Origin of the sequence: Paenibacillus sp. Aloe-11, from assembly GCF_000245715.1 — a bacterium.
In the GTDB taxonomy this organism is placed as follows: domain Bacteria; phylum Bacillota; class Bacilli; order Paenibacillales; family Paenibacillaceae; genus Paenibacillus; species Paenibacillus kribbensis.
The window spans coordinates 3,927-26,982 of sequence record NZ_JH601072.1; the positions used below are offsets into that span (position 1 = coordinate 3,927).

Consider the following 23,056-nt stretch of genomic DNA (forward strand, 5'->3'; position numbering starts at 1 on the left):
GCTGCCACAAAAGCAGCCGTCGCATGAGGGGTAGTGACAATGATTTCTTCACTCTGCGGAATCATTTGATGTACGTCAAGCGCTACATCTCCGGTACCCGGCGGTAAATCGAGAATCATATAGTCCAGCTTGCCCCATTGGACATCGCTAAAGAACTGTCTGAGCATTCTTCCCAGCATGGGGCCTCTCCAGATGACGGGATTGTTCTCCCTGACAAAGAAGCCCATAGACATGAGCTTAACACCAAATCTCTCCACTGGCTGAATAATCCCTTCTTCTACAGAAGGAACGTCCTCTACCCCAATCATATCCGGTACACTAAACCCGTAAATATCGGCATCGATCAAACCGACACGTTGGCCTTGCCTAGCCAAAGCGGCCGCCAAATTTACAGCTACCGTTGATTTCCCTACACCAACTTTTCCGCTCGCAATCGCAATAAACCGAACTCCAGATGATGGATCAAGCAGCTCATGTTGTTCCATACCAGCAGCATGTCCCTTGGTCAAGACCGGGTCAGCTGCTGCCTCGGAATCATCCTCTGTTTGAATAGCGGATCTTTCATGCTCAGAGGCTTCCCGAATACGAATATGAACGTGTCTCAGGCTCGCCTCTTCCAACGTCTGACGGATTTCCCGCTCCAAATCGGCCCGCGCCCCTTCCTCCGTATTCAAACTAACCACGGTCAAGGATACGCGTTCTTCTTTTACAACAACATCCCGAATAAAATGAAGATCAACCAGACGACGGCCCGTGTGAGGCTCTCGTACCTGTTGAAGTAGCTCTATAACCTGCTCTCTAGATTGCATGAATAATCAGCACCTCTGCTTCAGTGAATTTACGTAGTTGTAAACAATTACAGTATACCACTATCTGGCTTTAGGTGCTGACGATGTTACCTTCTCTCCGGCGCTATAACGTAAAATTCCTTTATAGACGGATGCTGCCACCTGTCTCTGATAGGTTACGTCACTCAGTCGCCGAGCTTCCTCAGGATGGGATAAAAATCCGACCTCTACGAGGGCTGTTGGCATTTTGAGGGCCTTTAACAAATACACTGTGTCCACAGTCTTGGCCACTCTGTCCGTATTTTCCAGATTGCGCTTGATTTCCTCCTGAATAAGGGAAGCCAAATTTTCATTATCCTCATGATTGGGAACATAAAAGGTTTGAGCTCCACTCCAACGACTGGAGGGGATGCTGTTCATGTGAATGCTCAAAAAAAGATCCGCTTTATGCTCCTCAATCATGCGCACACGTTGTTTTAGATCCTCTGTTTTTCTTCTGGCATAGCCTTTGGTTTCTGGCAGCGCCAGATCTCGGTCATCCTCACGTGTCATGACGACAACAGCTCCTGCTTGTTGTAAGTAATCCCGCAAATAAAAAGCAATCGCCAAATTAATGTCCTTTTCAATGACACCCTCTTTGCTAACTGCCCCTCCATCAGGCCCTCCATGTCCTGCATCTATAGCAATGACTTTACCCGCGAGCGGAAGACTCCAATGGGTCCAGACTCTCGAAGCAGGTATCTCATACAAAGTCAGCACAATAAACAGAACGGCAAGACAACAGCCCAATAGCATTTTTTGCAGCGTCCGATAGCGAATCCACAGTGTAAGCTGGTGTTTACGATTATTTTTTTGCATAACAAAACGCCTCCGTCCTATACAGATACTAATGATCTATATGGGACGAGGCGTGTAAATAGTACAACTCAGGAGTTAACAAATTCTTTCATGCCCTCTATCAGCACTTGGGCGACTTCTGGTCGTGTAAACTCAGGCGGCGGGCATACCCCGGAGCGTAACAATCCCCGTACTTTGGTGCCCGAGAGCGTCAAATGGTGCTCCTTGGGATGAGGGCAGGTTTTGCTTGAGGCCATATTCCCACAACGAGTGCAATAAAAGCTGTGTTCAAAGAATAATGGAGTAATTCCCAGCTCCTCAGGAGTAAAATTCCTGAAAATTTCCTGCGCTTCATAAGTTCCATAATAGTCTCCTACACCGGCGTGATCTCTTCCAACAATAAAATGGGTGCAGCCATAGTTTTTCCGCACCATAGCGTGAAAAATGGCCTCTCTCGGGCCAGCATATCGCATGGCAGCAGGAAACACACCCAGAAAAGTCCGTTCCGCCGGATAATAATGGTCCAGCAGCACCAGGTAGCTCTTCATGCGCACATCTGCTGGAACATCATCTGACTTGGTTTCACCCACGAGCGGATTGAGAAATAGTCCATCAACAATTTCCATCGCACTTTTCTGGATATACTCATGCGCACGGTGTACCGGATTACGCGTTTGGAAGCCGACTACTGTTTTCCAGCCCTTTTCAGCAAAATGATCGCGTGTCTGTGCTGGTGTGTAATAAAAATCGCTAAATTGCGCAGGCTCAGGCCGATTCAGTACTTGCACAGAGCCTCCCACATAAGTGGCTGGTCGATCCAGCAGTTTTTTTACGCCAGGATGAGCCGAATCATTCGTTTTGAATACACGTCTGGCTTCCTCGGCTTGATCAACCTGATAAATACTTTCAATATCAAGCACTGCATAGATAATTCCGTCTGTTTCACCTACCAAAGCGACTTGCTGACCCACGTTGAGTTCACTAGCTATGCTCTCCGTAACTGCAAGTGTAATGGGAATACTCCAGACTGTACCGTCGGCAAGACGCATATCCTTAACGACCGACCGATAATCAGACTCGTTCATAAATCCGGTCAATGGGGAGAACGCCCCCACCCCAATCAAATCCAGGTCAGAAATAGTCCACGAGTTTACTCGAATAGGAAACAATTCACGTGCAGTCTGCAAAAGGGCTTTTTGCTCCGGTCCTGTGATGATTCTATCAACTAGTGTTCCGCCATGCGGAAGAATTGCAGTCATAACGAACTCCCTTTCCATTCATAAATATGATTCACAGCTAATGAGCACATTTTTATTGATGGAGCCCGCATTCAGTCTTCTCATTGCCTGACCAGCGCCCCGCACGAGGATCTTCACCCGGTAGGACCTGACGTGTGCATTGCTCGCATCCAATACTTGGATAATTCCGGTCATGCAGTGGATTATACAACACTTTATGAGTATGGATATAATTCCACACATCTTCTGATGTCCAACTCGCCAGCGGATTGAATTTAACAAGTCCAAATTTCTGGTCATACTCTACCTTTTTGGCATTCGCACGGGTTGGAGCCTGGTCGCGGCGAATACCGGTAATCCATGCATCGTATTGAGATAAAATGCGTGTCAGCGGCTCAACTTTTCGTATACCACAGCATGTGTTGGGATCTGATTTCCACAGTTCCTCCCCATGCTCAGCCGCTTGCTCTTCGGGAGTAATCAAGGGAGATACCCGGACAAAATCCAAGTTATATTTAGCCTTGATCTGATCTCGTGTATCGTACGTTTCTTGAAAATGAAAGTCCGTGTCCAAGTAAAAGATGTCGGTGGAGGGGCTAATTTTTTGCAGCATATCTACAAGTACTACATCTTCCGCTCCAAAGCTGCAAGCAAAGGTGAGATTAGGGAATGTTTGAATAGCATACTGGATAATTTCCTCCGGCGTCGCCTCTTCCAGCTCAATCGCCTTGACCTTGATCAAAGCTTCTTTCTCCAATAAGTTCATTATTAATGCGCCTCCATCTGAAGATTCATAAATAAGTGCCATGTACCCAATGCCGACTAAACTAATAAGAATAAATAAAGTATAAAACTTTCACATTCATTGTCAATCCACAGTAATGTGCTTTGATATAATCATTCTTCAGCCTGAATTCAGCAGAAGCATTGTTCTATCAGCATTCTGTAACCCTATTCCTTGCATTCGACCAGGCTCTTTGACTTTATATAAAATATTCTTATACAATTTATTTTGGAATGTTCTAGTTAGTTGGAAACTAAAAGCAGCTAGCCAAAGCCCCTCAAAAAGAAAGAACGTGTTGTTTAATTGTCTGCTGATTTCGCTGTGCTCAGACGCTCCAGTTTCCCACAAGCCGATCCATGACCAAAATTAGACTAATGGCTCCATGAACAAATCCGCCGTGCCTGAGACCCATGTTTTGATGGCTAGAAGCTGTTTCTCCGTCATAGTGAACACAAGGCAGTCTGGGTTTCCCCAGTTATCGTAGTCAAATCGATGAGTAGTAATTCTTTACGGATGGAATGCTGAGCGACAGGCAAACCAAGTAGCATAAGGCATTTATAAGCAATAAAATTGAAATGGATGGGCAAGGCTATTAAACAAAGGAAAGGATGGAAAATGGAAATCAACGGGAATGAGGAAAATACATGGGGGCAAACAGCCTCAATGAACAAACGGCTGCTAAATTTCACAATACATTGAGCTTTAATTTAAGATCAAATGTGGTCAAAAATGATACGGTCACAGGCATTTTTTAGCATAAAAAAAGACCCCAACCAATTGGTTGAGAGCCTTTGAACGTTGATAATTAACGTTTCGAGAATTGTGGTGCACGACGAGCAGCTTTGAGACCGTATTTTTTACGTTCTTTCATACGTGGGTCACGAGTCAAGAATCCTGCTTTTTTCAAAGCTGGGCGGAATTCTGGATCTGCTTTCAGCAGAGCACGTGAAATACCGTGGCGAATTGCGCCTGCTTGACCAGAGATACCACCGCCATGAGCGATAACGAGTACGTCATAGCTACCAATTGTTTCTGTCAGGTTCAATGGTTGTTTAACGATCAGTTTGAGTGTTTCCAAACCGAAATATTCATTAATATCACGTTTGTTGATGACAATGCGTCCTTCACCCGGTACGAGACGAACACGAGCTACCGAATGTTTACGACGACCTGTCCCATAGTATTGTACTTGTGCCATGAAACTGTCCTCCTTTTAATTATCCGCGAAGTTCGTAAACTTCAGGTTTTTGTGCTGCATGTGGATGCTCAGTGCCTCTGTAAGCTTTCAATCTCAGCTTCATTTTTTCGCCTTGACGAGTTTTAGGAAGCATACCGTGAACAGCCAATTCCAACATACGTTCAGGTTTGTTTTTAACCATGTCTTGTGCAACTGTTACTTTCAAACCACCTGGGTGCATGGAGTGACGGTAGTATTTCTTGTTCTCCATTTTTTTACCAGTCAATACGATCTTCTCTGCATTGATTACAACAACGAAATCACCTGTGTCCACATGTGGTGTAAATTGTGGCTTGTGTTTACCGCGAATCAACGCAGCCGCTTCGCTTGCCAGACGACCGAGCGTTTTACCTTCGGCATCAATGATGTGCCAGTTACGCTCAACTTCATTTGGCTTAGCCATATACGTAGTACGCATGAAAAGTTTCCTCCTTAAGTTCATTAACAGAAATCGTCATTTATCTTCGTTCGTTAACTTGCTACATTATTGATGGATTAGATGTTGCTTTAATGTGATCATCTTAATTGGGGCTGTGGGAAAGCCATTAAGAAAACACAACTTTTATATTACAGGATAACCAGCAAATTCGCAAGGGAAAAATCAATGTTTTTTGATGTTTTCTTCATATTCCACACTCCAGAGAGTTAAAGCATGTCCTACCGCTGTAGGTCCTGCCTTTGAGCGATTTTTCGCCTCTAAAATAAATGGAATATCGTCGGCAGATTTCTTTCCTTCTCCCACTTCGAGCAGAGTTCCCATAATAATCCGAACCATGTGCTGCAAAAATCCGCTACCTGTAATATAAGTATGAATAATTCCCTGATCATCCGAGCCCGGACGTGAAAAGGAATGGTCTACCGTCATATAGGCTTCGTAAATTGTGCGGACATGATTCGTCTTCTGGGAACGTCGGGATGCAAACGAAGTATAGTCAAAGGTCCCTATTAAATGTGCCAGTCCCTGCTCCATTGCTTGTACATCTAATTTTGTTGGGTGATGCGCCTGTGTACGACGGTGAAAGATGTCTGGAAATCGGTTAGCATTAATGCTGTACCGATAAGTCTTCCGCTTCGCCATGCGGCGCGCGTGGAAAGACAACGGCACCTCTCTCGCATCCGTAACAATAATATCACGGGGCAACCACGCATTTAGGGCAAGGCACCAACGTTCAATAGGAATAGGCGACTCGGTATGAAAATTAAATACTTGCCCATATGCATGTACACCAGCGTCTGTGCGACCGGAACCTGTGATTTTAAGACGTTCACCTGTCAATGAGCATATAGCACTCTCCAGATAATCCTGAATCGTATTGCCATTGGGCTGAGTCTGAAAACCATCATACTCGGTTCCGTCGTAGTTCACTTTCATGCACAAGTTCCGCACATTTCTTCACACCTTTACAGGGTAATCTCTGGGTCTATGAGGATTAACCGAACATAGCAAAGGAGAAGTCCCTCCGGACTTCTCCAAGAGAAAAAAAGGGTTGTTCAGAATCAAACTGATTCTGTCCACCCTTCCCTCATCTTCGCCTGTCTACGCGCGGTCAACCAATTCCAGATATACCATTGGAGCAGCGTCGCCACGACGAGGTCCCAGTTTCAAGATACGAGTGTATCCACCTGGACGCTCATTGTAACGTGTAGCCAATTCGCTAAACAGTTTTTGGATTGCATCCTGCTCACCATCAACAGTTTCACGGCGAACGAACGCAGCCACTTGACGGCGTGCGTGCAGATCCCCTTTTTTCGCTTTGGTGATCAGTTTTTCAGCAATAGAACGAACTTCTTTTGCTTTAGCCTCAGTAGTTTGGATACGCTCGTACAAGAACAGATCGGTTACCAAATCACGAAACAAAGCTTTACGGGCGCTAGAGTTACGACCCAATTTTTGGTATGCCATGTAATTTCCCCTCCTTCACAAAAACGTCGCTGTCTATTCTTCCGTACGAAGTCCTAAACCAAGTTCCTCAAGCTTCTCTTGTACTTCTTCCAAAGATTTGCGGCCCAAGTTGCGAACCTTCATCATATCTTCTTCAGATTTAGTCGTGAGTTCTTGTACCGTATTGATACCAGCGCGCTTAAGGCAGTTATAGGAACGGACGGAGAGATCCAGCTCTTCGATCGTCATTTCAAGAACTTTTTCTTTCTTATCTTCTTCTTTTTCGACCATAATTTCCGCATCTTTTGCTTCGTCCGTGAGACCCACGAACAACATTACATGCTCGGTCAAAATTTTGGCTCCAAGGCTCACTGCTTCCTCAGGTCGAATACTTCCGTCAGTCCAAACCTCAAGTGTCAGCTTGTCATAATTCGTAACCTGGCCGACACGCGTATTTTCTACGCCGTAGTTCACGCGTGCAATCGGAGTGTAGATGGAGTCGACGGGAATGACGCCGATCGGCTGGTCATCACGTTTATTCCGATCCTGCTTAACGTAACCGCGACCGCGATTGGCAAAAATACGCATGTGAAGTCTCGAACCCGGTCCGAGAGTAGCTATGTGAAGATCCGGATTAAGAATTTCCACATCACTATCCGCACGGATATCTCCTGCCGTTACAACTCCTTCGCCTTCCGCATCGATTTCGAGTACCTTCTCTTCATCCGAGTGGATTTTAAGCGATAAAGCTTTCAAGTTCAGTATGATCTCCGTTACGTCTTCCTTCACACCGGGAACCGTTGCAAACTCGTGCAGAACCCCATCGATCTGAACCGATGTGACTGCTGCCCCCGGTAACGAGGATAACAGAATACGGCGAAGCGAGTTCCCCAGCGTCGTACCGTATCCGCGTTCCAGCGGTTCTACTACGAATTTTCCATAGGTGCCATCATCATTGACGTCAACCGTCTCAATTTTCGGCTTTTCGATTTCTATCACTGCAATATCCCTCCTTCAAAACGTCGCTCCTATATGAAACATTCACCTTATCCATAGTCAATCATGCAGTATACCTAAACATCCATTCTTGGCAATTTGTGCCGGATCTATACTACACGCAGAGGAGAAATCTCATTAGACGCGACGACGTTTTGGAGGACGGCATCCGTTATGAGGTACCGGAGTTACGTCTTTAATCAGGTTAACTTCCAGACCAGCAGCTTGCAAAGAGCGGATTGCTGCTTCGCGGCCTGCACCTGGTCCTTTAACCATAACTTCGACAGTTTTCATGCCGTGTTCCATTGCAGCTTTAGCAGCAGTTTCTGCGGCCATTTGCGCTGCAAATGGAGTAGATTTACGGGAACCGCGGAATCCCATACCGCCTGAGCTTGCCCAAGAGATTGCGTTACCGTGTGGATCTGTGATCGTAACGATCGTGTTGTTGAACGTGGAACGGATGTGTGCCACGCCACTCTCGATATTTTTACGGTCACGGCGTTTTGTACGTACAACTTTTTTCGGTTTAGCCATTGAATGTTATCCTCCCTTCTTATTTCTTTTTGTTCGCTACAGTCCGACGAGGACCTTTACGCGTACGAGCATTGGTTTTAGTACGTTGTCCGCGAACAGGCAATCCACGACGGTGACGAACACCACGGTAGCAGCCAATCTCAGTCAGACGTTTAATATTCAAGGAAATTTCACGACGCAGATCGCCTTCTACTTTAACTTCTTTGTCGATCGTTTCACGTAATTTGCTCACTTCATCTTCAGTCAAATCACGAACACGCGTGTTTGCACTGATGCCTGTTTCCTTCAAAATTTTCTGAGAAGTCGTTTTACCGATTCCGAAAATGTAAGTCAAGGCGATCTCAACGCGTTTGTCACGTGGTAAATCCACACCAGCTATACGAGCCATTTTACGCTACACCCCCTTCTATTAACCTTGTTTTTGTTTGTGTTTCGGATTTTCGCAAATAACCATTACATTCCCTTTGCGGCGAATGACTTTGCATTTCTCGCAAATAGGTTTTACAGAAGGTCTTACCTTCATGTTGATTACCTCCTCCAAGCTTTACCCTGGTAAAACTCGCTTCGTGAACATTCACATCGTTTTGCCGAGCAAAACAAGTTTTTTTAAATGACGTACGTTTAATAAAAACCTGCATGAATTACTTGCGGTACGTTATACGGCCTTTCGTTAAATCGTAAGGCGATAACTGTACAACCACCTTGTCGCCTGTCAAAATACGGATAAAGTGCATCCGCAGCTTTCCGGAAACATGAGCAAGAATTTGATGACCGTTCTCAAGCTCTACCTTGAACGTAGCGTTCGGCAGGGGCTCGATTACCGTACCTTCAACCTCAATGACATCTTCCTTGGCCAAAGTCAGTCTCCTTTCTCTTCAGCTTGGTATTCGGACGAGTCCAGGAAAGTTTTCACTGCGTGACGCAGCTTTCCGTTCGTCACCCGACCGCTTTCGTTTAAACTGTTTACAATCTCGCTACTAATCTTAGACTGAGGCATCAAATGAAGAACATTTTTCTTCTTCGCTTGATCAAACTTTCGTTTATCCCCATCCGCAATATATACAAACCTGCTGTCCGCTATTGAAACGACAACCGCAATCTGTCCGGCACCTCTGCCTTTCAGAATCTTCACCAGCTGACCGATTTGCAGGCTTCCTTGCTGAATCATTCCAATCACCTACGCACTCAGTTTCGTGAAAATGTCCATGCCGTCCGTTGCGACCGTCTTCGTGTGCCCGTTATGAGCACAAGGAACCAAGCCCAGCGTAACGACCATCCAGTTGTCTTCCAGCGTCCCTATATGGCGAGAACCTATTTGAATCAACGATTCAATAGCCAGCTCAATGCCGGTTTTCAGCCTCGGCCCCTGTTCGGGAATACCACGGTTTGGATTCTCAATATATTGCCGAATGGCATGCGACATTGTAAACTGGCGAGTTTTCGCGAGGATATCGCCTTTGTTTAACTTGCGTCTGCCGGGAAATCCGTGCACCAGTTGTTCGTTGACTGAAGCGCAAATGCTAGCAGGAAAACCGTTATAACCTTTAAAAGACGGCACAGCTCCCTGACTGCGAATATACCAATCAGCTAAATGATCAAGTTTACCGATCGTAAAACCGGGCTCGATGTGTCCTGCCAAGCAATGAATCGTTTCCTTCTCCATCCTCTCAGCTTTCCTCATAAAGCTTAATTCCGTTTCCGACTTGCAAATGATCATTACAGCTAACCCCGCAACAAGGACACGATATTTTGGGAAACCACATCAATATCCTGTTCTCCGTCAATATGACGCAGAAGATTCTGGTTCTCATAAAACGTGAGGAGTGGTGCTGTTTTATTACTATATTCGTCTAGTCGTGTTCTTACGCTATCTTCGTTATCGTCAGGGCGCTGATAGAGCTCCCCGCCGTCTTTATCACAAATGCCTTCAACCTTAGGAGGATTAAAGACAACATGATAGCTAGAACCACAACTTTTGCAAACCCGCCGTCCTGTGATTCGTGCCAATAAGTTGTCACGATCCACTTTCAGGTTGACAACATCATCAAGCTTCGTGTTCAAACGACCCAGAATTTGATCCAAGGCTTCAGCCTGAGCTAAAGTTCTCGGAAACCCGTCCAGCAAGAACCCTTTCTTGCAGTCCGACTGTTGCAGCCGTTCTTCAACGATACCGATTGTTACGTCATCTGGAACAAGTTCGCCCTTGTCGATATATTCTTTGGCTTTAATGCCAATAGGTGTTCCCTGCTTCATCGCCAGGCGAAATGCATCACCTGTCGAGATATGAGGAATGCCAAATTCCTTCACAATGACATCTGCTTGTGTACCTTTACCAGCCCCCGGAGGGCCCATGATCAAAATATTCACAACCTGTCACTCCTCAGACGACCCCTACACAAGAAACAGCACAAAAGGTGCCGGTAAGCATGCGAACATCCTAAGCCGGAACCTATTGCCTATTTGTTGATGAAGCCTTTGTAATGGCGTTTAATCAGTTGGCTTTCGATTTGCTTCATTGTATCCAATGCAACACCGATAATAATGAGCAGTGAAGTACCGCCAATTTGCACGGAACGAGGCAAGCCCGAAAGCGAACCAAAGAATACCGGCAATACGGATATGACTGCAAGGAACAAAGCCCCTGTCATTGTCAACCGTGACATTACACGTGTCAGGTATTTTTCCGTAGCTTTACCCGGGCGAATTCCCGGAATATAACCGCCGTTTTTCTTCATGTTGTCGGCCATTTGCTGCGGATTCATCTGTACAAAGGTATAGAAGAATGTGAAACCGATAATCATTACGACATACAAAACCATGCCTAGTGGCTTGTCATAATACAAGTAAGTGGTAATCCACTTAGCCCACGCATGATCCGCCCAAAAACTCGCAATAATAGTCGGGAATTGCAGCAATGATACCGCAAAAATTACCGGAATAACGCCTGCTGCATTAATCTTCATCGGAATATGCGTATTCTGGCCACCGTACATTTTGTTACCAACTACACGTTTCGCATATTGTACTGGTATTTTCCGAATACCTTGCTGGATGTAGATAACACCAACAATAATCAGAATAACTACCAAGGCAATAATAATTGCTTTCAGAATATTCATGAACAGCTGATCTGCCTGAATAAACTGGGATTCTACAATCGTGCGAATATGTCTTGGAATACCTGCCGCAATCCCTGCAAAGATAACAATGGAGATACCATTGCCGATTCCTTTTTCAGTAATTTGCTCACCAAGCCACATAAGAAACGTAGTTCCTGCTGTAAGCACAATTGCAATTACCAAATAATCAGCAAAAGTCGCTCCAGGAATCATTGCTGCACCGTACAGTCGGTTAAAGCCAATCGACGTTCCAAAAGCTTGAATCAAACCCAGTATTACCGTACCATACCGTGTAATTTGAGCCAACTTCTTTTTACCATGTTCTCCTTGTTTAGCCCATTCCGCAAGTTTCGGAATCACGTCCATCGACAGCAACTGTACAATGATAGACGCTGTAATATATGGCATAATCCCGAGGGCGAAGATCGAAAACTGATACAAAGCGCCCCCCGAGAAGGTATTAAGGAGTCCGAATAACTCGCTTCCTGCCTGATCCTGAGATGTAAAGACTTGCTTGTTCACGCCGGGAACCGGCACGAAGGAGCCAATACGGTATACCAAAAGTATAAACAGGGTGAACAGAATACGGGTTCTAAGATCCTCAACTCGCCATATATTTTTCAGGGTCTTGAACATTAGATCACCTCGGTTTTACCGCCGGCAGCTTCAATTTTCTCTACCGCAGATTGAGAGAACTTGTTCGCTTTAACTGTCAATTTCACAGTGATTTCACCGTTACCCAGAATTTTAATTCCGGACTTCGCGTCTTTCACAATGCCATTGTTCAGCAAAAACTCAGGACTTACTTCTGTACCTGCTGCAAAACTGTTTAAATCTTCGATATTCAAAACCGCATACTCTTTACGAGTAGGATTTACGAAACCGCGTTTAGGCAAGCGACGATACAGTGGATTTTGACCACCCTCGAAGCCCGGACGTACACCACCGCCGGAACGAGCGTTTTGACCCTTATGACCACGACCAGAAGTTTTACCCGTACCACTACTAGGACCACGACCCAAACGTTTACGTTCTTTGCGGGAACCTGGAGCTGGGGAAAGCTCATGTAACTTCATCGTTCGTTGCACCTCCTTGATTATTCTTAAAATGCTTTGTTTCTTAAGCTTCGATTTCTTTAACAGAAACCAAATGGCTAACTTTATTAATCATCCCACGAATTGCTGCATTGTCTGGTTGAACTACTTTATGGTTGATTTTACGCAAGCCGAGCGTCTTAACAGTCGTTCTCTGAGTACCAGGACGGCCGATCAACGAACGAACGAGGGTAATTTCTAATTTCGCCATGATATTCCCTCCTTAGCCCAGCAGCTCTTCGATGGATTTGCCACGCAATTTTGCAACTTCTTCGGCGCGTTTCAAGCGGGACAAACCTTCCAAAGTCGCATTGACCATATTCATGGAATTCGAAGAACCCAGAGATTTTGTCAAGATATCACCTACACCAGCAAGCTCCAGTACAGCACGCACTGGACCACCAGCGATAACCCCAGTACCTTCCGATGCCGGTTTCAACAGAACCCGGCCAGCACCGAACTTACCTGTAACAAGGTGAGGAATTGTTGTGCCTACGAGTGGAACGTGAATCAGGTTTTTCTTAGCATCTTCAATACCTTTGCGAATCGCATCAGGTACTTCGCCAGCTTTACCGATTCCAGCGCCTACCCAGCCGTTGCCGTCGCCCACTACTACCAGAGCACTGAAGCTGAAACGGCGTCCGCCTTTGACAACTTTAGCTACACGGTTAATATTTACTACTCTTTCAGTCAGTTCCAAAGTATTCGGATCTACACGCAAGTCGTTAACCTCCTTTTGAGAAATGTCTTAGAATTCAAGGCCTGCTTCGCGAGCTGCATCAGCCAAAGCTTGAATTCGTCCATGATACAAGTATCCACCACGGTCAAATACGATGTTAGCATGACCTTTTTCTTTTGCACGTTTAGCAACGAGTTCGCCAACCTTACGAGCTGCTTCAACACTACCACCGTTTTTGATTTCGCTGCTCAGTTCTTTATCCATAGTGGATGCAGATACCAATGTTACACCAGCTACATCATCAATCAGTTGCGCGTAGATATGCTTGGAAGAGCGGAACACGTTCAGACGAGGACGTACAGCCGTACCTTCGATTTTTTTACGTACACGCAGATGTCTTCTGACACGTGCTTTATTTTTATCTTGTTTTGTAATCATCTCAAGTTTTCACTCCCTTCAGTTTGCCTTTTAAAGCTTTATACTAAGACGCACTGGGTAAAAAAGAAGTACAAAGTCTTTCCTGCAGAAAGACCGCACAAAGTCGGTAAGAAACTTATTTCTTCTTACCGGCTTTACCTTCTTTACGGATGATGCGCTCGCCTTCGTATTTAATCCCTTTACCTTTGTACGGTTCAGGTTCACGAACGGAACGAATTTTAGCAGCGTAGGCACCTACACGCTCTTTATCAATTCCGTGAACGATGATTTTAGTGTTCGAAGGAACTTCGAATTCGATGCCCGCTTCCGGTGTGATTTCAACCGGGTGAGAGTATCCAACGTTCAGAACGATTTTATCTCCGGATTTGCTTGCACGATATCCGACCCCAACCAGCTCCAGAGATTTGGAAAAGCCTTCAGTTACACCACTTACCATGTTGCTAACAACGCTGCGGGTTGTTCCATGCAAAGAACGGTGAAGTTTGTTGTCCGAAGGACGAGCTACATTAATTTCATTGTTTTCCACAGTAACGGACATGTCTTTGTGAAGCTCACGAGTTAATGTTCCTTTAGGACCTTTAACTGTGATCACTGTGTTGTTCAAAGTTACGTCAACACCACTTGGTACTGTGATTGGTTTACGACCAATACGGGACATATCTGTTGCACCTCCTATCTTTTAAACGTTATCTTACCAAACGTAGCAAACCACTTCTCCGCCGGCTTTGGACTGACGTGCTTCTTTATCAGTCATGATACCTTTGGATGTTGAAATGATTGCGATCCCGAGTCCACCCAGAACGCGTGGAATCTCATTGCTCTTCGTGTAAACGCGAAGACCTGGTTTACTAATTCTTTTCAAGCCTGTAATAACACGCTCGTTGTTCGCACCGTATTTCAAGAAAATACGGATGATCCCTTGTTTGCTATCTTCAACAAATTCCGCATCACGAATGAATCCTTCACGTTTCAGGATGTCGGCGATTTGTTTTTTCATTGTAGATGCAGGCATTTCTACCGTTTCGTGACGAACAGTGTTCGCGTTACGAATACGAGTAAGCATATCTGCAATTGGATCAGACATAGTCATTGTGTATAAACCTCCTTCCCAAACAGGACTTTTTACCAGCTTGCTTTTTTCACGCCAGGAATCTGGCCTTTATAAGCTAATTCACGGAAGCAAATTCTGCAGATTTTAAACTTTTGCAGCACCGAATGTGGACGACCACAACGCTCACAACGAGTGTAAGCACGAACTTTAAACTTTGGTGCGCGTTGTTGTTTGACTTTCATTGAAGTTTTTGCCACTTAGCCTGACACCTCCTAAATAGTTTCGGAGAACAGGGGTCCTTTAAATCAGACGCCCAAAACGTTATGCCAACATTACTTTGCGAAAGGCATGCCCAGCTGAGTCAGAAGCTCACGGGACTCTTCGTCAGTTTTGGCAGTCGTTACGATAACGATGTCCATACCACGAACTTTATCAACTTGATCATACTCGATTTCCGGGAAGATCAACTGTTCTTTCAGACCAAGCGTGTAGTTACCACGTCCGTCAAAAGCTTTTGTTGATACACCATGGAAGTCACGTACGCGAGGAAGCGTAATGTTGAACAATTTGTCCAAGAAATAATACATACGCTCGCCACGAAGTGTTACCTTAACACCGATTGGCATGTTTTCACGCAATTTAAAACCTGCAATAGATTTTTTAGCGCGAGTGATAACTGGTTTTTGACCAGCAATCAGCTGCATGTCATTGAGAGCTGAATCAAGCACTTTGGAGTTTTGAACTGCGTCGCCAACGCCCATGTTGATTACAACTTTCTCGATTTTAGGCACTTGCATCACTGTTGTATAGTTGAACTTCTGCATCAAAGCAGGAGTGATTTCTTTCAAGAAACGTTCTTTCATTCTTGTTGTTGCCATGAATCATAGTCCTCCTTTCTTCAAAAAAATAATTAGTCGATCACTTCGCCAGAACGTTTTGCAATACGCACTTTTTTTCCGTTGTCCAATACTTTGTAACCAATACGAGTTACTTTTCCGCTCTTCGGATCAATGTGCATAACGTTGGAAACGTGAATCGGAGCTTCTTTCTCGATGATGCCGCCTTGTGGATTCAGCTGATTAGGCTTCTGGTGTTTTTTAATCATGTTAACACCTTCCACAAGCACACGGTTTTGACGAGGGTAAGCAGCGATAACGCGACCTTTTTTACCTTTATCTTTACCTGTAATCACCAGAACAGTATCGTCCTTTTTGACGTGCAGCTTGTTGTTATGGGATTCCAGAACTTTTTTCACTTTTGGCATTTCGTACACCTCCTACGGGCACATTTTAAGGTGAATTTAGATCACTTCCGGAGCCAAGGAAACGATTTTCATGAAGTCCTTGTCACGAAGTTCGCGAGCAACTGGTCCGAAAATACGAGTACCGCGTGGGCTCTTGTCTTCTTTAACGACCACTGCTGCGTTCTCATCAAATCCGATGTAGGAACCGTCTTTACGGCGGATAGAACGTTTAGTACGAACGACAACCGCTCTTACTACATCACCCTTTTTGACAACGCCGCCTGGTGTTGCTTGTTTTACGGAACAAACGATCAGGTCACCAATTTGAGCTGTACGACGTCCCGTACCACCGAGCACACGGATACACATCAGTTCCTTCGCGCCGGAATTGTCAGCCACAGTCAAACGTGTAAATGGTTGAATCATTTATTTATCCTCCTTTCGGAAAAACTACGCTACATTAGATTATAACAGCTTTTTCAACGATTTCGACCAGTCTCCAGTTTTTGTCTTTGGACAAAGGACGAGTTTCCATGATTTTAACAGTATCACCGATTTGTGCGGTGTTGTTTTCATCATGAGCTTTGAATTTTTTAGTCACTTTAATGCGTTTATGGTAGAGATCATGCTTTTTGTAGGTTTCTACAGCAATCACAATCGTTTTATCCATTTTGTCGCTAACTACTTTACCGACTAATACTTTACGGGCATTACGTTCGCTCATTGTTGGCCTCCTTCCTAATTACAGGCGGATTTCCCACCCGGTCTAATATCTTAGCTAATCCCAAGTTCTCTTTCACGGATCACAGTTTTAGCACGAGCAATTTCCTTACGCACAGCGCCGATCCGAGTCGGGTTATCAAGCTGACCGGTAGCGAGTTGAAAACGAAGGTTAAAAAGTTCTTCTTTAAAACCAGAGATCTTTTGTTCGATTTCAGCAGTGGTTAGGTTGCGGAATTCACTAGCCTTCATTTGCTTCACCACCCAATTCTTCACGTTTCACAAACTTAGTTTTGATTGGCAGTTTGTGAGCGGCAAGACGCATTGCTTCACGAGCAATCTCTTCCGGTACACCAGCAAGTTCAAACATAATCTTACCTGGTTTCACTACTGCAACCCATTTTTCTACGTTACCTTTACCACTACCCATACGAACCTCAAGAGGCTTTTGAGTAATTGGTTTGTCAGGAAAAATTTTAATCCAAACCTTACCACCACGTTTGATGTAACGAGTCATCGCAATACGAGCAGCTTCGATTTGACGGTTAGTGATCCATGCTGGTTCAGTAGCTTGCAAACCGTACTCACCAAAATTCAGTGTAGTACCGCCTTTTGCACGACCCTTCATGTGACCACGTTGTTGTTTACGATGTTTTACGCGTTTAGGTACCAACATGATTAGTTGCCTCCTTCCTGAGGAGCTTGTTTCTTAGCTGGAGGAAGAACTTCTCCACGATAGATCCATACTTTTACGCCAAGACGGCCATAAGTAGTATGAGCCTCTGCTGTACCGTAGTCGATGTCAGCACGAAGCGTGTGCAGTGGAACAGTTCCTTCGCTGTACCCTTCGGAACGAGCGATTTCGGCACCGCCAAGACGTCCGCCTACTTGAGTTTTAATTCCTTTTGCTCCGGAACGCATAGTTCTTTGAATTGCTTGTTTCAATGCACGACGGAAAGAAACACGACGTTCCAATTGTTGTGCAATGCTTTCAGCAACCAGAATTGCATCCAGTTCAGGATTTTTAATTTCAGAGATATTGATGTGTACCTTTTTGCCGCCTGCAATTTTAGTGATTTCATTACGCAGGTTTTCAACTTCGGAACCACCCTTACCGATAACCATACCTGGTTTCGCAGTGTGAATCGTTACGTTGACGCGGTTAGCTGCTCTCTCGATTTCAACACGGGATACAGCGGAGTCTTTCAATCTTTTCTTCAGATGCTCACGAATCTTAACGTCTTCCAGCAAAAGATCACCGAAATCTTTGCCTGCATACCATTTGGATTCCCAATCACGGATAATACCGATTCGGAGTCCGACGGGATTTACCTTTTGGCCCACACGTTTTCCCTCCTTATTTTTCAGATACCACCAGAGTAATATGACTGGTGCGTTTATTGATGCGGCTTGCGCGACCCATTGCACGCGGGCGGAACCGTTTCATTGTAGGACCTTGGTTTACGAAAACCTCAGATACTACCAATTTATTTACGTCCATAGAGTAGTTGTGATCTGCATTTGCGATTGCAGAATTCAACAATTTCTCAACGACTGGAGAAGCGGATTTCGGAGTGTGACGAAGAATTGCAATCGCCTCACCAACCTGCTTGCCACGAATCAAATCGATAACAAGTTTCACTTTGCGAGCGGAAATCCGCACGGATTTAGCATGTGCTTTTGCTTCCATTGAGTTACCTCCTCTCAAACACTACGCTGTGTTGATTATCTTCTTGTTTTCTTATCGTCATCCGTATGGCCTTTGTACGTACGCGTTGGAGCGAATTCGCCCAGTTTGTGTCCGACCATATCTTCCGTTACGTATACTGGCACATGTTTACGACCATCGTATACACCAAACGTATGTCCGATAAATTGCGGGAAAATCGTAGAGCGACGGGACCAAGTTTTGATCACGACTTTTTTGTCCGACTCGTTCAAAACCTCTACTTTTTTCAGCAAGTAACCATCAATGAATGGTCCTTTTTTGAGACTGCGACCCATTTATGAATCCTCCCTTCGTTAAAACATTGTCGTTCCTTAAAATGTTAACGTGCGGCTTAAGCGCACGTTTCATTATTTAGTACGACGACGAACGATGTATTTATCAGATGCTTTACCTTTTTTACGCGTTTTGTAACCAAGGGTTGGTTTGCCCCATGGAGACATTGGAGATTTACGTCCGATTGGAGCGCGACCTTCACCACCACCGTGTGGGTGATCGTTAGGGTTCATAACAACACCACGAACTTCAGGACGTTGTCCCAACCAACGACTACGACCGGCTTTACCGATCTTAACAAGTTCGTGGTCTTCGTTACCAACAGAACCGATTGTAGCGCGGCAAACTTTCAGAATGCGACGAACTTCACCAGAAGTCAAACGAATTGTTACATACTTCTCTTCTTTACCAAGAAGTTGGGCTTCCGTACCAGCAGCACGAACGAGTTGGCCACCTTTGCCCGGTTTCAATTCGATGTTGTGGATAACCGTACCTACTGGAATGTTTTCCAATGGCAAGGAGTTACCGATTTTGATATCGGAATCCGGACCGGATACCACTTCGTCTCCTACTTTCAAACCTTTAGGAGCGATGATGTAACGTTTTTCACCATCCACATAGTAGATAAGTGCGATGTTGGACGTACGGTTCGGATCATATTCGATCGTAGCAACGCGGCCCGGTATTCCATCTTTGTTACGTTTGAAGTCAATAATACGGTATTTACGTTTGTGTCCGCCGCCTTGATGACGAACTGTAATTTTACCTTGGTTATTGCGTCCAGCTTGCTTGCTCAGAGGTGCCAGCAACGATTTCTCGGGCTGATTTGTTGTGATCTCCTCGAAAGTAGATACAGACATTGCACGTCTGGCCGGGGACGTTGGTTTATACTTTTTAATTGGCACTGAGTTTCCCTCCTTACTTTACAGTTTCAATTATACCGTTTCAAAAAACTCAAGCGGCTTACTGTCTTTGCTCAGCGTTACGAACGCTTTTTTCCACTCGCTCGTATAGCCGGAATGACGTCCGTAGCGTTTTGGTTTCGCAGGAACGCGAAGCGTATTTACGTTACTTACTTTCACGTTAAAGATCGCTTCGATTGCTTTTTTAATTTCGACTTTGTTAGAACGAATGTCAACCTCGAAAACGTATTTCAAGTCATTCATCATACCAGCCGTACGTTCGGTGATAACCGGACGTTTGATAATATCACGAGGATCCTTCATTACGCGAGCACCTCCTCTACCTTCTGAACTGCTTCCTTCGTAATGATCAGTTTGTCGTGTCCAAGCACGTCAAGAACATTAATGCCGTCTGCGGCTACAAACTTCACACCAGGAATATTACGAGCGGAAAGTGCAACATTATCATCATAGCTAGGAGCTACGATCAATGCTTTACGATCAGCTTTAAGGTTATTCAAAATGGCTGCGAATTCTTTCGTTTTAGGTCCGTTCAGTGTAAGAGCGTCCAATACGATAATTTCATTCTCAATCACTTTGGATGACAATGCCGATTTGATCGCCAGACGACGAACTTTTTTAGGCAATTTGTAAGCGTAGCTGCGTGGAGTCGGACCGAATACAGTACCGCCACCAACCCATTGCGGTGCACGGATCGAACCTTGACGAGCACGGCCAGTACCTTTTTGTTTCCAAGGCTTACGTCCGCCGCCACGTACTTCAGAACGTCCTTTTACTTTGTGAGTACCTTGACGCAGGGAAGCCAATTGCATAACAACAGCGTCATGAAGAACGTGTTTGTTCGGTTCGATACCGAATACTGCATCGTTCAATTCAATTTCGCCTACTTGGCTACCGCTAATATTTAAAAGTGCTACTTTTGGCATTTCGTGTTCCTCCTTTCTTCAGTCGTTTATTTTTTTACCGTTTCTAATACTTTAACGAAGCTGTTTTTAGCTCCAGGAATGGAACCTTTCACGAGCAATACATTACGTTCTGTATCAACTTTAACAACTTCAAGACGTTGAATCGTTACCGTTTCATGCCCCATGTGTCCTGGCAGGTGTTTACCTTTAGGAACGCGGTTAGCTTGAATGGAGCCCATGGAACCTGGACCTCTGTGGTAACGCGAGCCGTGTGCCATTGGTCCGCGGCTTTGTCCCCAACGTTTGATAACGCCAGCAAACCCTTTACCTTTAGAAATACCTGTTACGTCAACGAATTCGCCTTCTGTGAAGACATCAGCCTTCAGTTCTTGGCCAACCTCGTACGCAGCAAGGTCGATGCCACGAAGTTCACGAACGTAGCGCTTAGGTGCAGTATTTGCTTTTTTCGCATGTCCTGCTTCAGGTTTATTGGATCTTTTTTCTTTTTTATCAGAGAAACCAAGTTGAATCGCTTCGTATCCATCGTTTTCCTGATCTTTCTTTTGCAGAACAACACAAGGCCCCGCTTCGATAACCGTAACAGCAAGCACGTTGCCTTCAGGGGTAAACACTTGAGTCATTCCGAGTTTTCTTCCTAAGATACCTTTCATGTTGACACCTCTTTTCTTTTCCTAATCACATATTACAGTTTAATTTCGATATCTACACCGGACGGCAGGTCCAAGCGCATCAAGGCATCCACAGTTTGTGGAGTCGGATTAACAATGTCGATCAGACGCTTGTGTGTGCGCATTTCGAATTGTTCCCGGGAATCCTTGTACTTGTGTACCGCACGGAGAATAGTAATAACTTGTTTTTCAGTTGGCAGCGGAATTGGTCCGGATACACCAGCGCCCGAACGTTTAGCTGTTTCAACAATTTTCTCAGCGGATTGATCAAGAATTCTGTGATCGTAAGCTTTCAAACGAATACGAATTTTTTGCTTTGCCATTTTAGTCCCTCCTTCTATCGCCCAATTTGGTATCGGACATACTCCGTGAAAATTTTCAGACAACCCTCCCATGGCAAAGGGGCCGGGTGTGTCAGTAACCTCTCACATCATCGCACAGTCACAAACAACATTAGTTATTATATCTAATAGTTCTGCCTATTGCAAGCAAAAACGAAAAAACAATGCATCTTATTTTCAAAAAGATACACTTGCGCTCGCAGCTTGCCATTCATTCAAGAGAAAAGCCCCCGCACCAGGGCAGGGGCTCGTTGTAGCTTCGTTCCAGTACAATGTTACTCGTTCCAGTACAATGTTGCTATGTTCAAGGCTTGCAGCCTTATTATTTAGAGATTGTTGCTACGGCACCGGCACCAACTGTACGACCGCCTTCACGAATGGAGAACTTAGTTCCTTCTTCAATCGCGATTGGGCTGATCAGTTGAACAGTAACCGTAATGTTGTCGCCAGGCATTACCATTTCGGAACCTTCTGGCAAAGTGATGATACCAGTAACGTCAGTTGTACGGAAGTAGAACTGTGGACGGTATCCAGTGAAGAAAGGTTTGTGACGTCCACCCTCTTCTTTAGTCAAAACATAGATTTGAGCAGAGAATTCTGTATGTGGATTAACAGAACCCGGTTTAGCCAATACTTGGCCACGCTCGATTTGTGCGCGATCTACACCGCGAAGCAGTGCGCCGATGTTGTCACCAGCTTGAGCAGAGTCAAGCAATTTGCGGAACATTTCAACGCCTGTTACAACTGATTTACGGGATTCTTCTTGAATACCGATAATTTCGATTTCGTCGCCGACTTTAACAGTACCACGCTCTACACGGCCTGTAGCAACTGTACCACGACCAGTGATGGAGAATACGTCCTCGACAGGCATAAGGAAAGGCTTGTCAGTGTCGCGTTCTGGAGTTGGGATGTAAGTGTCGATTGTTTCGAACATTTCAACGATTTTCTTAGCCCAGTCGCCTTCTGGGTTTTGCAGTGCTTCACGAGCGGAACCACGAGTGATTGGAGTGTCGTCGCCTGGGAATTCGTACTCGCTCAGCAAGTCGCGAACTTCCATTTCAACCAGTTCCAACAATTCTTCGTCTTCAACCATGTCGCATTTGTTCAGGAATACAACGATGTAAGGAACGCCTACTTGACGGGACAACAGGATGTGTTCGCGAGTTTGTGGCATTGGGCCGTCAGCTGCGGATACAACCAGAATCGCTCCGTCCATTTGTGCAGCGCCAGTGATCATGTTTTTAACATAGTCGGCGTGACCTGGGCAGTCAACGTGTGCATAGTGACGATTAGGTGTTTCGTATTCCACGTGTGCTGTGGAGATTGTGATACCGCGTTCGCGCTCTTCTGGAGCTTTATCGATTTGGTCGAACGCTACAGCAGCACCACCGTAAGTTTTGGAAAGTACAGTTGTGATTGCAGCAGTCAAAGTTGTTTTACCATGGTCGACGTGACCAATAGTACCGATATTAACGTGCGGTTTGTTACGTTCAAACTTAGCCTTTGCCATTTGAACAATTCCTCCTCAATAACTTGTTTTATTTTTAGGCTGC

General features: G+C 45.1%; 39 protein-coding genes. All 39 read right to left on the minus strand.

The annotated features are described in order from the left end of the window. Positions 1-809 (minus strand): P-loop NTPase (locus WG8_RS22375; RefSeq protein WP_007432550.1); only part of this gene is annotated, 809 nt, incomplete at its 3' end. Between the two features lie 60 nt (positions 810-869). Continuing rightward, complete coding sequence (cwlD, locus tag WG8_RS22380; RefSeq protein ID WP_007432551.1) at positions 870-1,646, minus strand: N-acetylmuramoyl-L-alanine amidase CwlD; 777 nt, start codon at positions 1,644-1,646, stop codon at positions 870-872. Between the two features lie 68 nt (positions 1,647-1,714). Next, positions 1,715-2,884 (minus strand): sulfate adenylyltransferase, encoded by a 1,170-nt coding sequence (gene sat, locus WG8_RS22385; RefSeq protein WP_007432552.1) that lies wholly within the window; start codon positions 2,882-2,884, stop codon positions 1,715-1,717. 52 nt (positions 2,885-2,936) lie between these two features. Next, the gene (locus WG8_RS22390; RefSeq protein WP_007432553.1) at positions 2,937-3,629 is read right to left on the minus strand and encodes a phosphoadenylyl-sulfate reductase; all 693 of its coding nucleotides are present in this window, start codon (positions 3,627-3,629) and stop codon (positions 2,937-2,939) included. 823 nt (positions 3,630-4,452) lie between these two features. After that, positions 4,453-4,845 (minus strand): 30S ribosomal protein S9, encoded by a 393-nt coding sequence (gene rpsI, locus WG8_RS22400; protein ID WP_007432554.1) that lies wholly within the window; start codon positions 4,843-4,845, stop codon positions 4,453-4,455. A 19-nt stretch (positions 4,846-4,864) separates the two neighbouring features. Next, positions 4,865-5,302: a 50S ribosomal protein L13 gene (rplM, locus tag WG8_RS22405; protein ID WP_007432555.1), complete on the minus strand. Its 438-nt coding sequence runs from the start codon at positions 5,300-5,302 to the stop codon at positions 4,865-4,867. Positions 5,303-5,485: 183 nt separating this feature from the next. After that, on the minus strand, positions 5,486-6,271 hold the full coding sequence (gene truA, locus WG8_RS22410) for a tRNA pseudouridine(38-40) synthase TruA (RefSeq protein ID WP_007432556.1): 786 nt from the start codon (positions 6,269-6,271) through the stop codon (positions 5,486-5,488). 150 nt (positions 6,272-6,421) lie between these two features. Continuing rightward, a complete protein-coding gene (gene rplQ, locus WG8_RS22415) occupies positions 6,422-6,787 on the minus strand; it encodes a 50S ribosomal protein L17 (RefSeq protein ID WP_007432557.1) in 366 nt (121 codons plus the stop codon). Positions 6,788-6,820: 33 nt separating this feature from the next. Further along, on the minus strand, positions 6,821-7,765 hold the full coding sequence (locus WG8_RS22420; protein ID WP_007432558.1) for a DNA-directed RNA polymerase subunit alpha: 945 nt from the start codon (positions 7,763-7,765) through the stop codon (positions 6,821-6,823). Between the two features lie 135 nt (positions 7,766-7,900). Further along, complete coding sequence (gene rpsK / locus WG8_RS22425) at positions 7,901-8,296, minus strand: 30S ribosomal protein S11 (RefSeq protein ID WP_007432559.1); 396 nt, start codon at positions 8,294-8,296, stop codon at positions 7,901-7,903. A gap of 19 nt (positions 8,297-8,315) precedes the next feature. After that, the gene (rpsM, locus tag WG8_RS22430; RefSeq protein ID WP_007432560.1) at positions 8,316-8,684 is read right to left on the minus strand and encodes a 30S ribosomal protein S13; all 369 of its coding nucleotides are present in this window, start codon (positions 8,682-8,684) and stop codon (positions 8,316-8,318) included. A gap of 21 nt (positions 8,685-8,705) precedes the next feature. Beyond that, the gene (gene rpmJ, locus WG8_RS22435) at positions 8,706-8,819 is read right to left on the minus strand and encodes a 50S ribosomal protein L36 (protein ID WP_003333770.1); all 114 of its coding nucleotides are present in this window, start codon (positions 8,817-8,819) and stop codon (positions 8,706-8,708) included. A 118-nt stretch (positions 8,820-8,937) separates the two neighbouring features. After that, complete coding sequence (infA, locus tag WG8_RS22440) at positions 8,938-9,153, minus strand: translation initiation factor IF-1 (RefSeq protein ID WP_006212898.1); 216 nt, start codon at positions 9,151-9,153, stop codon at positions 8,938-8,940. 2 nt (positions 9,154-9,155) lie between these two features. Then, on the minus strand, positions 9,156-9,464 hold the full coding sequence (locus tag WG8_RS22445) for a KOW domain-containing RNA-binding protein (RefSeq protein ID WP_007432561.1): 309 nt from the start codon (positions 9,462-9,464) through the stop codon (positions 9,156-9,158). Positions 9,465-9,473: 9 nt separating this feature from the next. After that, positions 9,474-10,013 carry a M24 family metallopeptidase gene (locus WG8_RS22450; RefSeq protein WP_043891339.1) on the minus strand — a complete coding sequence of 180 codons (540 nt, stop codon included), beginning with the start codon at positions 10,011-10,013 and terminating at the stop codon, positions 9,474-9,476. A gap of 5 nt (positions 10,014-10,018) precedes the next feature. After that, on the minus strand, positions 10,019-10,663 hold the full coding sequence (locus WG8_RS22455; protein ID WP_007432563.1) for an adenylate kinase: 645 nt from the start codon (positions 10,661-10,663) through the stop codon (positions 10,019-10,021). 89 nt (positions 10,664-10,752) lie between these two features. Further along, the gene (gene secY / locus WG8_RS22460; protein WP_007432564.1) at positions 10,753-12,051 is read right to left on the minus strand and encodes a preprotein translocase subunit SecY; all 1,299 of its coding nucleotides are present in this window, start codon (positions 12,049-12,051) and stop codon (positions 10,753-10,755) included. Next, on the minus strand, positions 12,051-12,491 hold the full coding sequence (rplO, locus tag WG8_RS22465) for a 50S ribosomal protein L15 (protein WP_007432565.1): 441 nt from the start codon (positions 12,489-12,491) through the stop codon (positions 12,051-12,053). Before rplO ends, secY begins: the two co-directional genes overlap by 1 nt. A gap of 43 nt (positions 12,492-12,534) precedes the next feature. Continuing rightward, positions 12,535-12,720, minus strand: coding sequence for a 50S ribosomal protein L30 (rpmD, locus tag WG8_RS22470; RefSeq protein WP_007432566.1), 186 nt, complete (start codon positions 12,718-12,720; stop codon positions 12,535-12,537). A gap of 12 nt (positions 12,721-12,732) precedes the next feature. After that, the gene (gene rpsE, locus WG8_RS22475; protein ID WP_007432567.1) at positions 12,733-13,230 is read right to left on the minus strand and encodes a 30S ribosomal protein S5; all 498 of its coding nucleotides are present in this window, start codon (positions 13,228-13,230) and stop codon (positions 12,733-12,735) included. Between the two features lie 27 nt (positions 13,231-13,257). Next, positions 13,258-13,626, minus strand: a complete 369-nt coding sequence (gene rplR, locus WG8_RS22480) for a 50S ribosomal protein L18 (RefSeq protein ID WP_007432568.1) — start codon at positions 13,624-13,626, stop codon at positions 13,258-13,260. Between the two features lie 115 nt (positions 13,627-13,741). Next, on the minus strand, positions 13,742-14,284 hold the full coding sequence (rplF, locus tag WG8_RS22485; protein ID WP_007432569.1) for a 50S ribosomal protein L6: 543 nt from the start codon (positions 14,282-14,284) through the stop codon (positions 13,742-13,744). A gap of 33 nt (positions 14,285-14,317) precedes the next feature. Beyond that, on the minus strand, positions 14,318-14,716 hold the full coding sequence (rpsH, locus tag WG8_RS22490) for a 30S ribosomal protein S8 (RefSeq protein WP_007432570.1): 399 nt from the start codon (positions 14,714-14,716) through the stop codon (positions 14,318-14,320). Between the two features lie 32 nt (positions 14,717-14,748). Then, complete coding sequence (locus WG8_RS26835; RefSeq protein ID WP_010348808.1) at positions 14,749-14,934, minus strand: type Z 30S ribosomal protein S14; 186 nt, start codon at positions 14,932-14,934, stop codon at positions 14,749-14,751. Positions 14,935-15,009: 75 nt separating this feature from the next. After that, on the minus strand, positions 15,010-15,555 hold the full coding sequence (rplE, locus tag WG8_RS22495) for a 50S ribosomal protein L5 (RefSeq protein ID WP_007432571.1): 546 nt from the start codon (positions 15,553-15,555) through the stop codon (positions 15,010-15,012). 32 nt (positions 15,556-15,587) lie between these two features. Further along, positions 15,588-15,941, minus strand: a complete 354-nt coding sequence (rplX, locus tag WG8_RS22500; protein WP_007432572.1) for a 50S ribosomal protein L24 — start codon at positions 15,939-15,941, stop codon at positions 15,588-15,590. Between the two features lie 36 nt (positions 15,942-15,977). Further along, entirely contained in the window at positions 15,978-16,346 is a 369-nt protein-coding gene (gene rplN, locus WG8_RS22505; RefSeq protein ID WP_007432573.1) for a 50S ribosomal protein L14, read from the minus strand. Between the two features lie 34 nt (positions 16,347-16,380). Further along, positions 16,381-16,644 (minus strand): 30S ribosomal protein S17, encoded by a 264-nt coding sequence (gene rpsQ, locus WG8_RS22510; RefSeq protein WP_007432574.1) that lies wholly within the window; start codon positions 16,642-16,644, stop codon positions 16,381-16,383. Between the two features lie 50 nt (positions 16,645-16,694). Further along, positions 16,695-16,892, minus strand: a complete 198-nt coding sequence (gene rpmC, locus WG8_RS22515) for a 50S ribosomal protein L29 (RefSeq protein WP_007432575.1) — start codon at positions 16,890-16,892, stop codon at positions 16,695-16,697. Further along, positions 16,882-17,316, minus strand: a complete 435-nt coding sequence (gene rplP / locus WG8_RS22520; RefSeq protein WP_007432576.1) for a 50S ribosomal protein L16 — start codon at positions 17,314-17,316, stop codon at positions 16,882-16,884. Before rplP ends, rpmC begins: the two co-directional genes overlap by 11 nt. A gap of 2 nt (positions 17,317-17,318) precedes the next feature. Next, positions 17,319-17,984, minus strand: coding sequence for a 30S ribosomal protein S3 (gene rpsC, locus WG8_RS22525; protein WP_007432577.1), 666 nt, complete (start codon positions 17,982-17,984; stop codon positions 17,319-17,321). A 13-nt stretch (positions 17,985-17,997) separates the two neighbouring features. Further along, the gene (rplV, locus tag WG8_RS22530; RefSeq protein WP_007432578.1) at positions 17,998-18,330 is read right to left on the minus strand and encodes a 50S ribosomal protein L22; all 333 of its coding nucleotides are present in this window, start codon (positions 18,328-18,330) and stop codon (positions 17,998-18,000) included. A 35-nt stretch (positions 18,331-18,365) separates the two neighbouring features. After that, a complete protein-coding gene (gene rpsS / locus WG8_RS22535) occupies positions 18,366-18,644 on the minus strand; it encodes a 30S ribosomal protein S19 (protein ID WP_007432579.1) in 279 nt (92 codons plus the stop codon). Positions 18,645-18,716: 72 nt separating this feature from the next. Continuing rightward, positions 18,717-19,547, minus strand: a complete 831-nt coding sequence (gene rplB, locus WG8_RS22540) for a 50S ribosomal protein L2 (protein WP_007432580.1) — start codon at positions 19,545-19,547, stop codon at positions 18,717-18,719. A gap of 30 nt (positions 19,548-19,577) precedes the next feature. Continuing rightward, positions 19,578-19,868, minus strand: a complete 291-nt coding sequence (gene rplW, locus WG8_RS22545) for a 50S ribosomal protein L23 (RefSeq protein ID WP_007432581.1) — start codon at positions 19,866-19,868, stop codon at positions 19,578-19,580. Then, positions 19,868-20,491, minus strand: coding sequence for a 50S ribosomal protein L4 (rplD, locus tag WG8_RS22550; RefSeq protein ID WP_007432582.1), 624 nt, complete (start codon positions 20,489-20,491; stop codon positions 19,868-19,870). Before rplD ends, rplW begins: the two co-directional genes overlap by 1 nt. Positions 20,492-20,517: 26 nt before the next feature. After that, positions 20,518-21,141 carry a 50S ribosomal protein L3 gene (gene rplC, locus WG8_RS22555; protein WP_043891340.1) on the minus strand — a complete coding sequence of 208 codons (624 nt, stop codon included), beginning with the start codon at positions 21,139-21,141 and terminating at the stop codon, positions 20,518-20,520. A gap of 32 nt (positions 21,142-21,173) precedes the next feature. Beyond that, positions 21,174-21,482: a 30S ribosomal protein S10 gene (gene rpsJ / locus WG8_RS22560; protein WP_006676490.1), complete on the minus strand. Its 309-nt coding sequence runs from the start codon at positions 21,480-21,482 to the stop codon at positions 21,174-21,176. A 340-nt stretch (positions 21,483-21,822) separates the two neighbouring features. Continuing rightward, entirely contained in the window at positions 21,823-23,013 is a 1,191-nt protein-coding gene (gene tuf / locus WG8_RS22565; protein ID WP_007432584.1) for an elongation factor Tu, read from the minus strand. Positions 23,014-23,056: the final 43 nt, after the last annotated feature.

What these genes read in the sequence shown, in the direction of transcription:
- cwlD (WP_007432551.1), bottom strand. Translation starts at nt 1,646, where the DNA reads ATGCAAAAAAATAATCGTAAACACCAGCTTACACTGTGGATTCGCTAT.
- sat (WP_007432552.1), bottom strand. Translation starts at nt 2,884, where the DNA reads ATGACTGCAATTCTTCCGCATGGCGGAACACTAGTTGATAGAATCATC.
- WG8_RS22390 (WP_007432553.1), bottom strand. Translation starts at nt 3,629, where the DNA reads ATGAACTTATTGGAGAAAGAAGCTTTGATCAAGGTCAAGGCGATTGAG.
- rpsI (WP_007432554.1), bottom strand. Translation starts at nt 4,845, where the DNA reads ATGGCACAAGTACAATACTATGGGACAGGTCGTCGTAAACATTCGGTA.
- rplM (WP_007432555.1), bottom strand. Translation starts at nt 5,302, where the DNA reads ATGCGTACTACGTATATGGCTAAGCCAAATGAAGTTGAGCGTAACTGG.
- rplQ (WP_007432557.1), bottom strand. Translation starts at nt 6,787, where the DNA reads ATGGCATACCAAAAATTGGGTCGTAACTCTAGCGCCCGTAAAGCTTTG.
- rpsK (WP_007432559.1), bottom strand. Translation starts at nt 8,296, where the DNA reads ATGGCTAAACCGAAAAAAGTTGTACGTACAAAACGCCGTGACCGTAAA.
- rpsM (WP_007432560.1), bottom strand. Translation starts at nt 8,684, where the DNA reads ATGGCTCGTATAGCTGGTGTGGATTTACCACGTGACAAACGCGTTGAG.
- rpmJ (WP_003333770.1), bottom strand. Translation starts at nt 8,819, where the DNA reads ATGAAGGTAAGACCTTCTGTAAAACCTATTTGCGAGAAATGCAAAGTC.
- WG8_RS22445 (WP_007432561.1), bottom strand. Translation starts at nt 9,464, where the DNA reads ATGATTCAGCAAGGAAGCCTGCAAATCGGTCAGCTGGTGAAGATTCTG.
- WG8_RS22450 (WP_043891339.1), bottom strand. Translation starts at nt 10,013, where the DNA reads ATGATCATTTGCAAGTCGGAAACGGAATTAAGCTTTATGAGGAAAGCT.
- secY (WP_007432564.1), bottom strand. Translation starts at nt 12,051, where the DNA reads ATGTTCAAGACCCTGAAAAATATATGGCGAGTTGAGGATCTTAGAACC.
- rplO (WP_007432565.1), bottom strand. Translation starts at nt 12,491, where the DNA reads ATGAAGTTACATGAGCTTTCCCCAGCTCCAGGTTCCCGCAAAGAACGT.
- rpmD (WP_007432566.1), bottom strand. Translation starts at nt 12,720, where the DNA reads ATGGCGAAATTAGAAATTACCCTCGTTCGTTCGTTGATCGGCCGTCCT.
- rplR (WP_007432568.1), bottom strand. Translation starts at nt 13,626, where the DNA reads ATGATTACAAAACAAGATAAAAATAAAGCACGTGTCAGAAGACATCTG.
- rplF (WP_007432569.1), bottom strand. Translation starts at nt 14,284, where the DNA reads ATGTCCCGTATTGGTCGTAAACCAATCACAGTACCAAGTGGTGTTGAC.
- rpsH (WP_007432570.1), bottom strand. Translation starts at nt 14,716, where the DNA reads ATGACTATGTCTGATCCAATTGCAGATATGCTTACTCGTATTCGTAAC.
- rplE (WP_007432571.1), bottom strand. Translation starts at nt 15,555, where the DNA reads ATGGCAACAACAAGAATGAAAGAACGTTTCTTGAAAGAAATCACTCCT.
- rplX (WP_007432572.1), bottom strand. Translation starts at nt 15,941, where the DNA reads ATGCCAAAAGTGAAAAAAGTTCTGGAATCCCATAACAACAAGCTGCAC.
- rplN (WP_007432573.1), bottom strand. Translation starts at nt 16,346, where the DNA reads ATGATTCAACCATTTACACGTTTGACTGTGGCTGACAATTCCGGCGCG.
- rpsQ (WP_007432574.1), bottom strand. Translation starts at nt 16,644, where the DNA reads ATGAGCGAACGTAATGCCCGTAAAGTATTAGTCGGTAAAGTAGTTAGC.
- rpmC (WP_007432575.1), bottom strand. Translation starts at nt 16,892, where the DNA reads ATGAAGGCTAGTGAATTCCGCAACCTAACCACTGCTGAAATCGAACAA.
- rplP (WP_007432576.1), bottom strand. Translation starts at nt 17,316, where the DNA reads ATGTTGGTACCTAAACGCGTAAAACATCGTAAACAACAACGTGGTCAC.
- rplV (WP_007432578.1), bottom strand. Translation starts at nt 18,330, where the DNA reads ATGGAAGCAAAAGCACATGCTAAATCCGTGCGGATTTCCGCTCGCAAA.
- rpsS (WP_007432579.1), bottom strand. Translation starts at nt 18,644, where the DNA reads ATGGGTCGCAGTCTCAAAAAAGGACCATTCATTGATGGTTACTTGCTG.
- rplW (WP_007432581.1), bottom strand. Translation starts at nt 19,868, where the DNA reads ATGAAGGATCCTCGTGATATTATCAAACGTCCGGTTATCACCGAACGT.
- rplD (WP_007432582.1), bottom strand. Translation starts at nt 20,491, where the DNA reads ATGCCAAAAGTAGCACTTTTAAATATTAGCGGTAGCCAAGTAGGCGAA.
- rplC (WP_043891340.1), bottom strand. Translation starts at nt 21,141, where the DNA reads ATGAAAGGTATCTTAGGAAGAAAACTCGGAATGACTCAAGTGTTTACC.
- rpsJ (WP_006676490.1), bottom strand. Translation starts at nt 21,482, where the DNA reads ATGGCAAAGCAAAAAATTCGTATTCGTTTGAAAGCTTACGATCACAGA.
- tuf (WP_007432584.1), bottom strand. Translation starts at nt 23,013, where the DNA reads ATGGCAAAGGCTAAGTTTGAACGTAACAAACCGCACGTTAATATCGGT.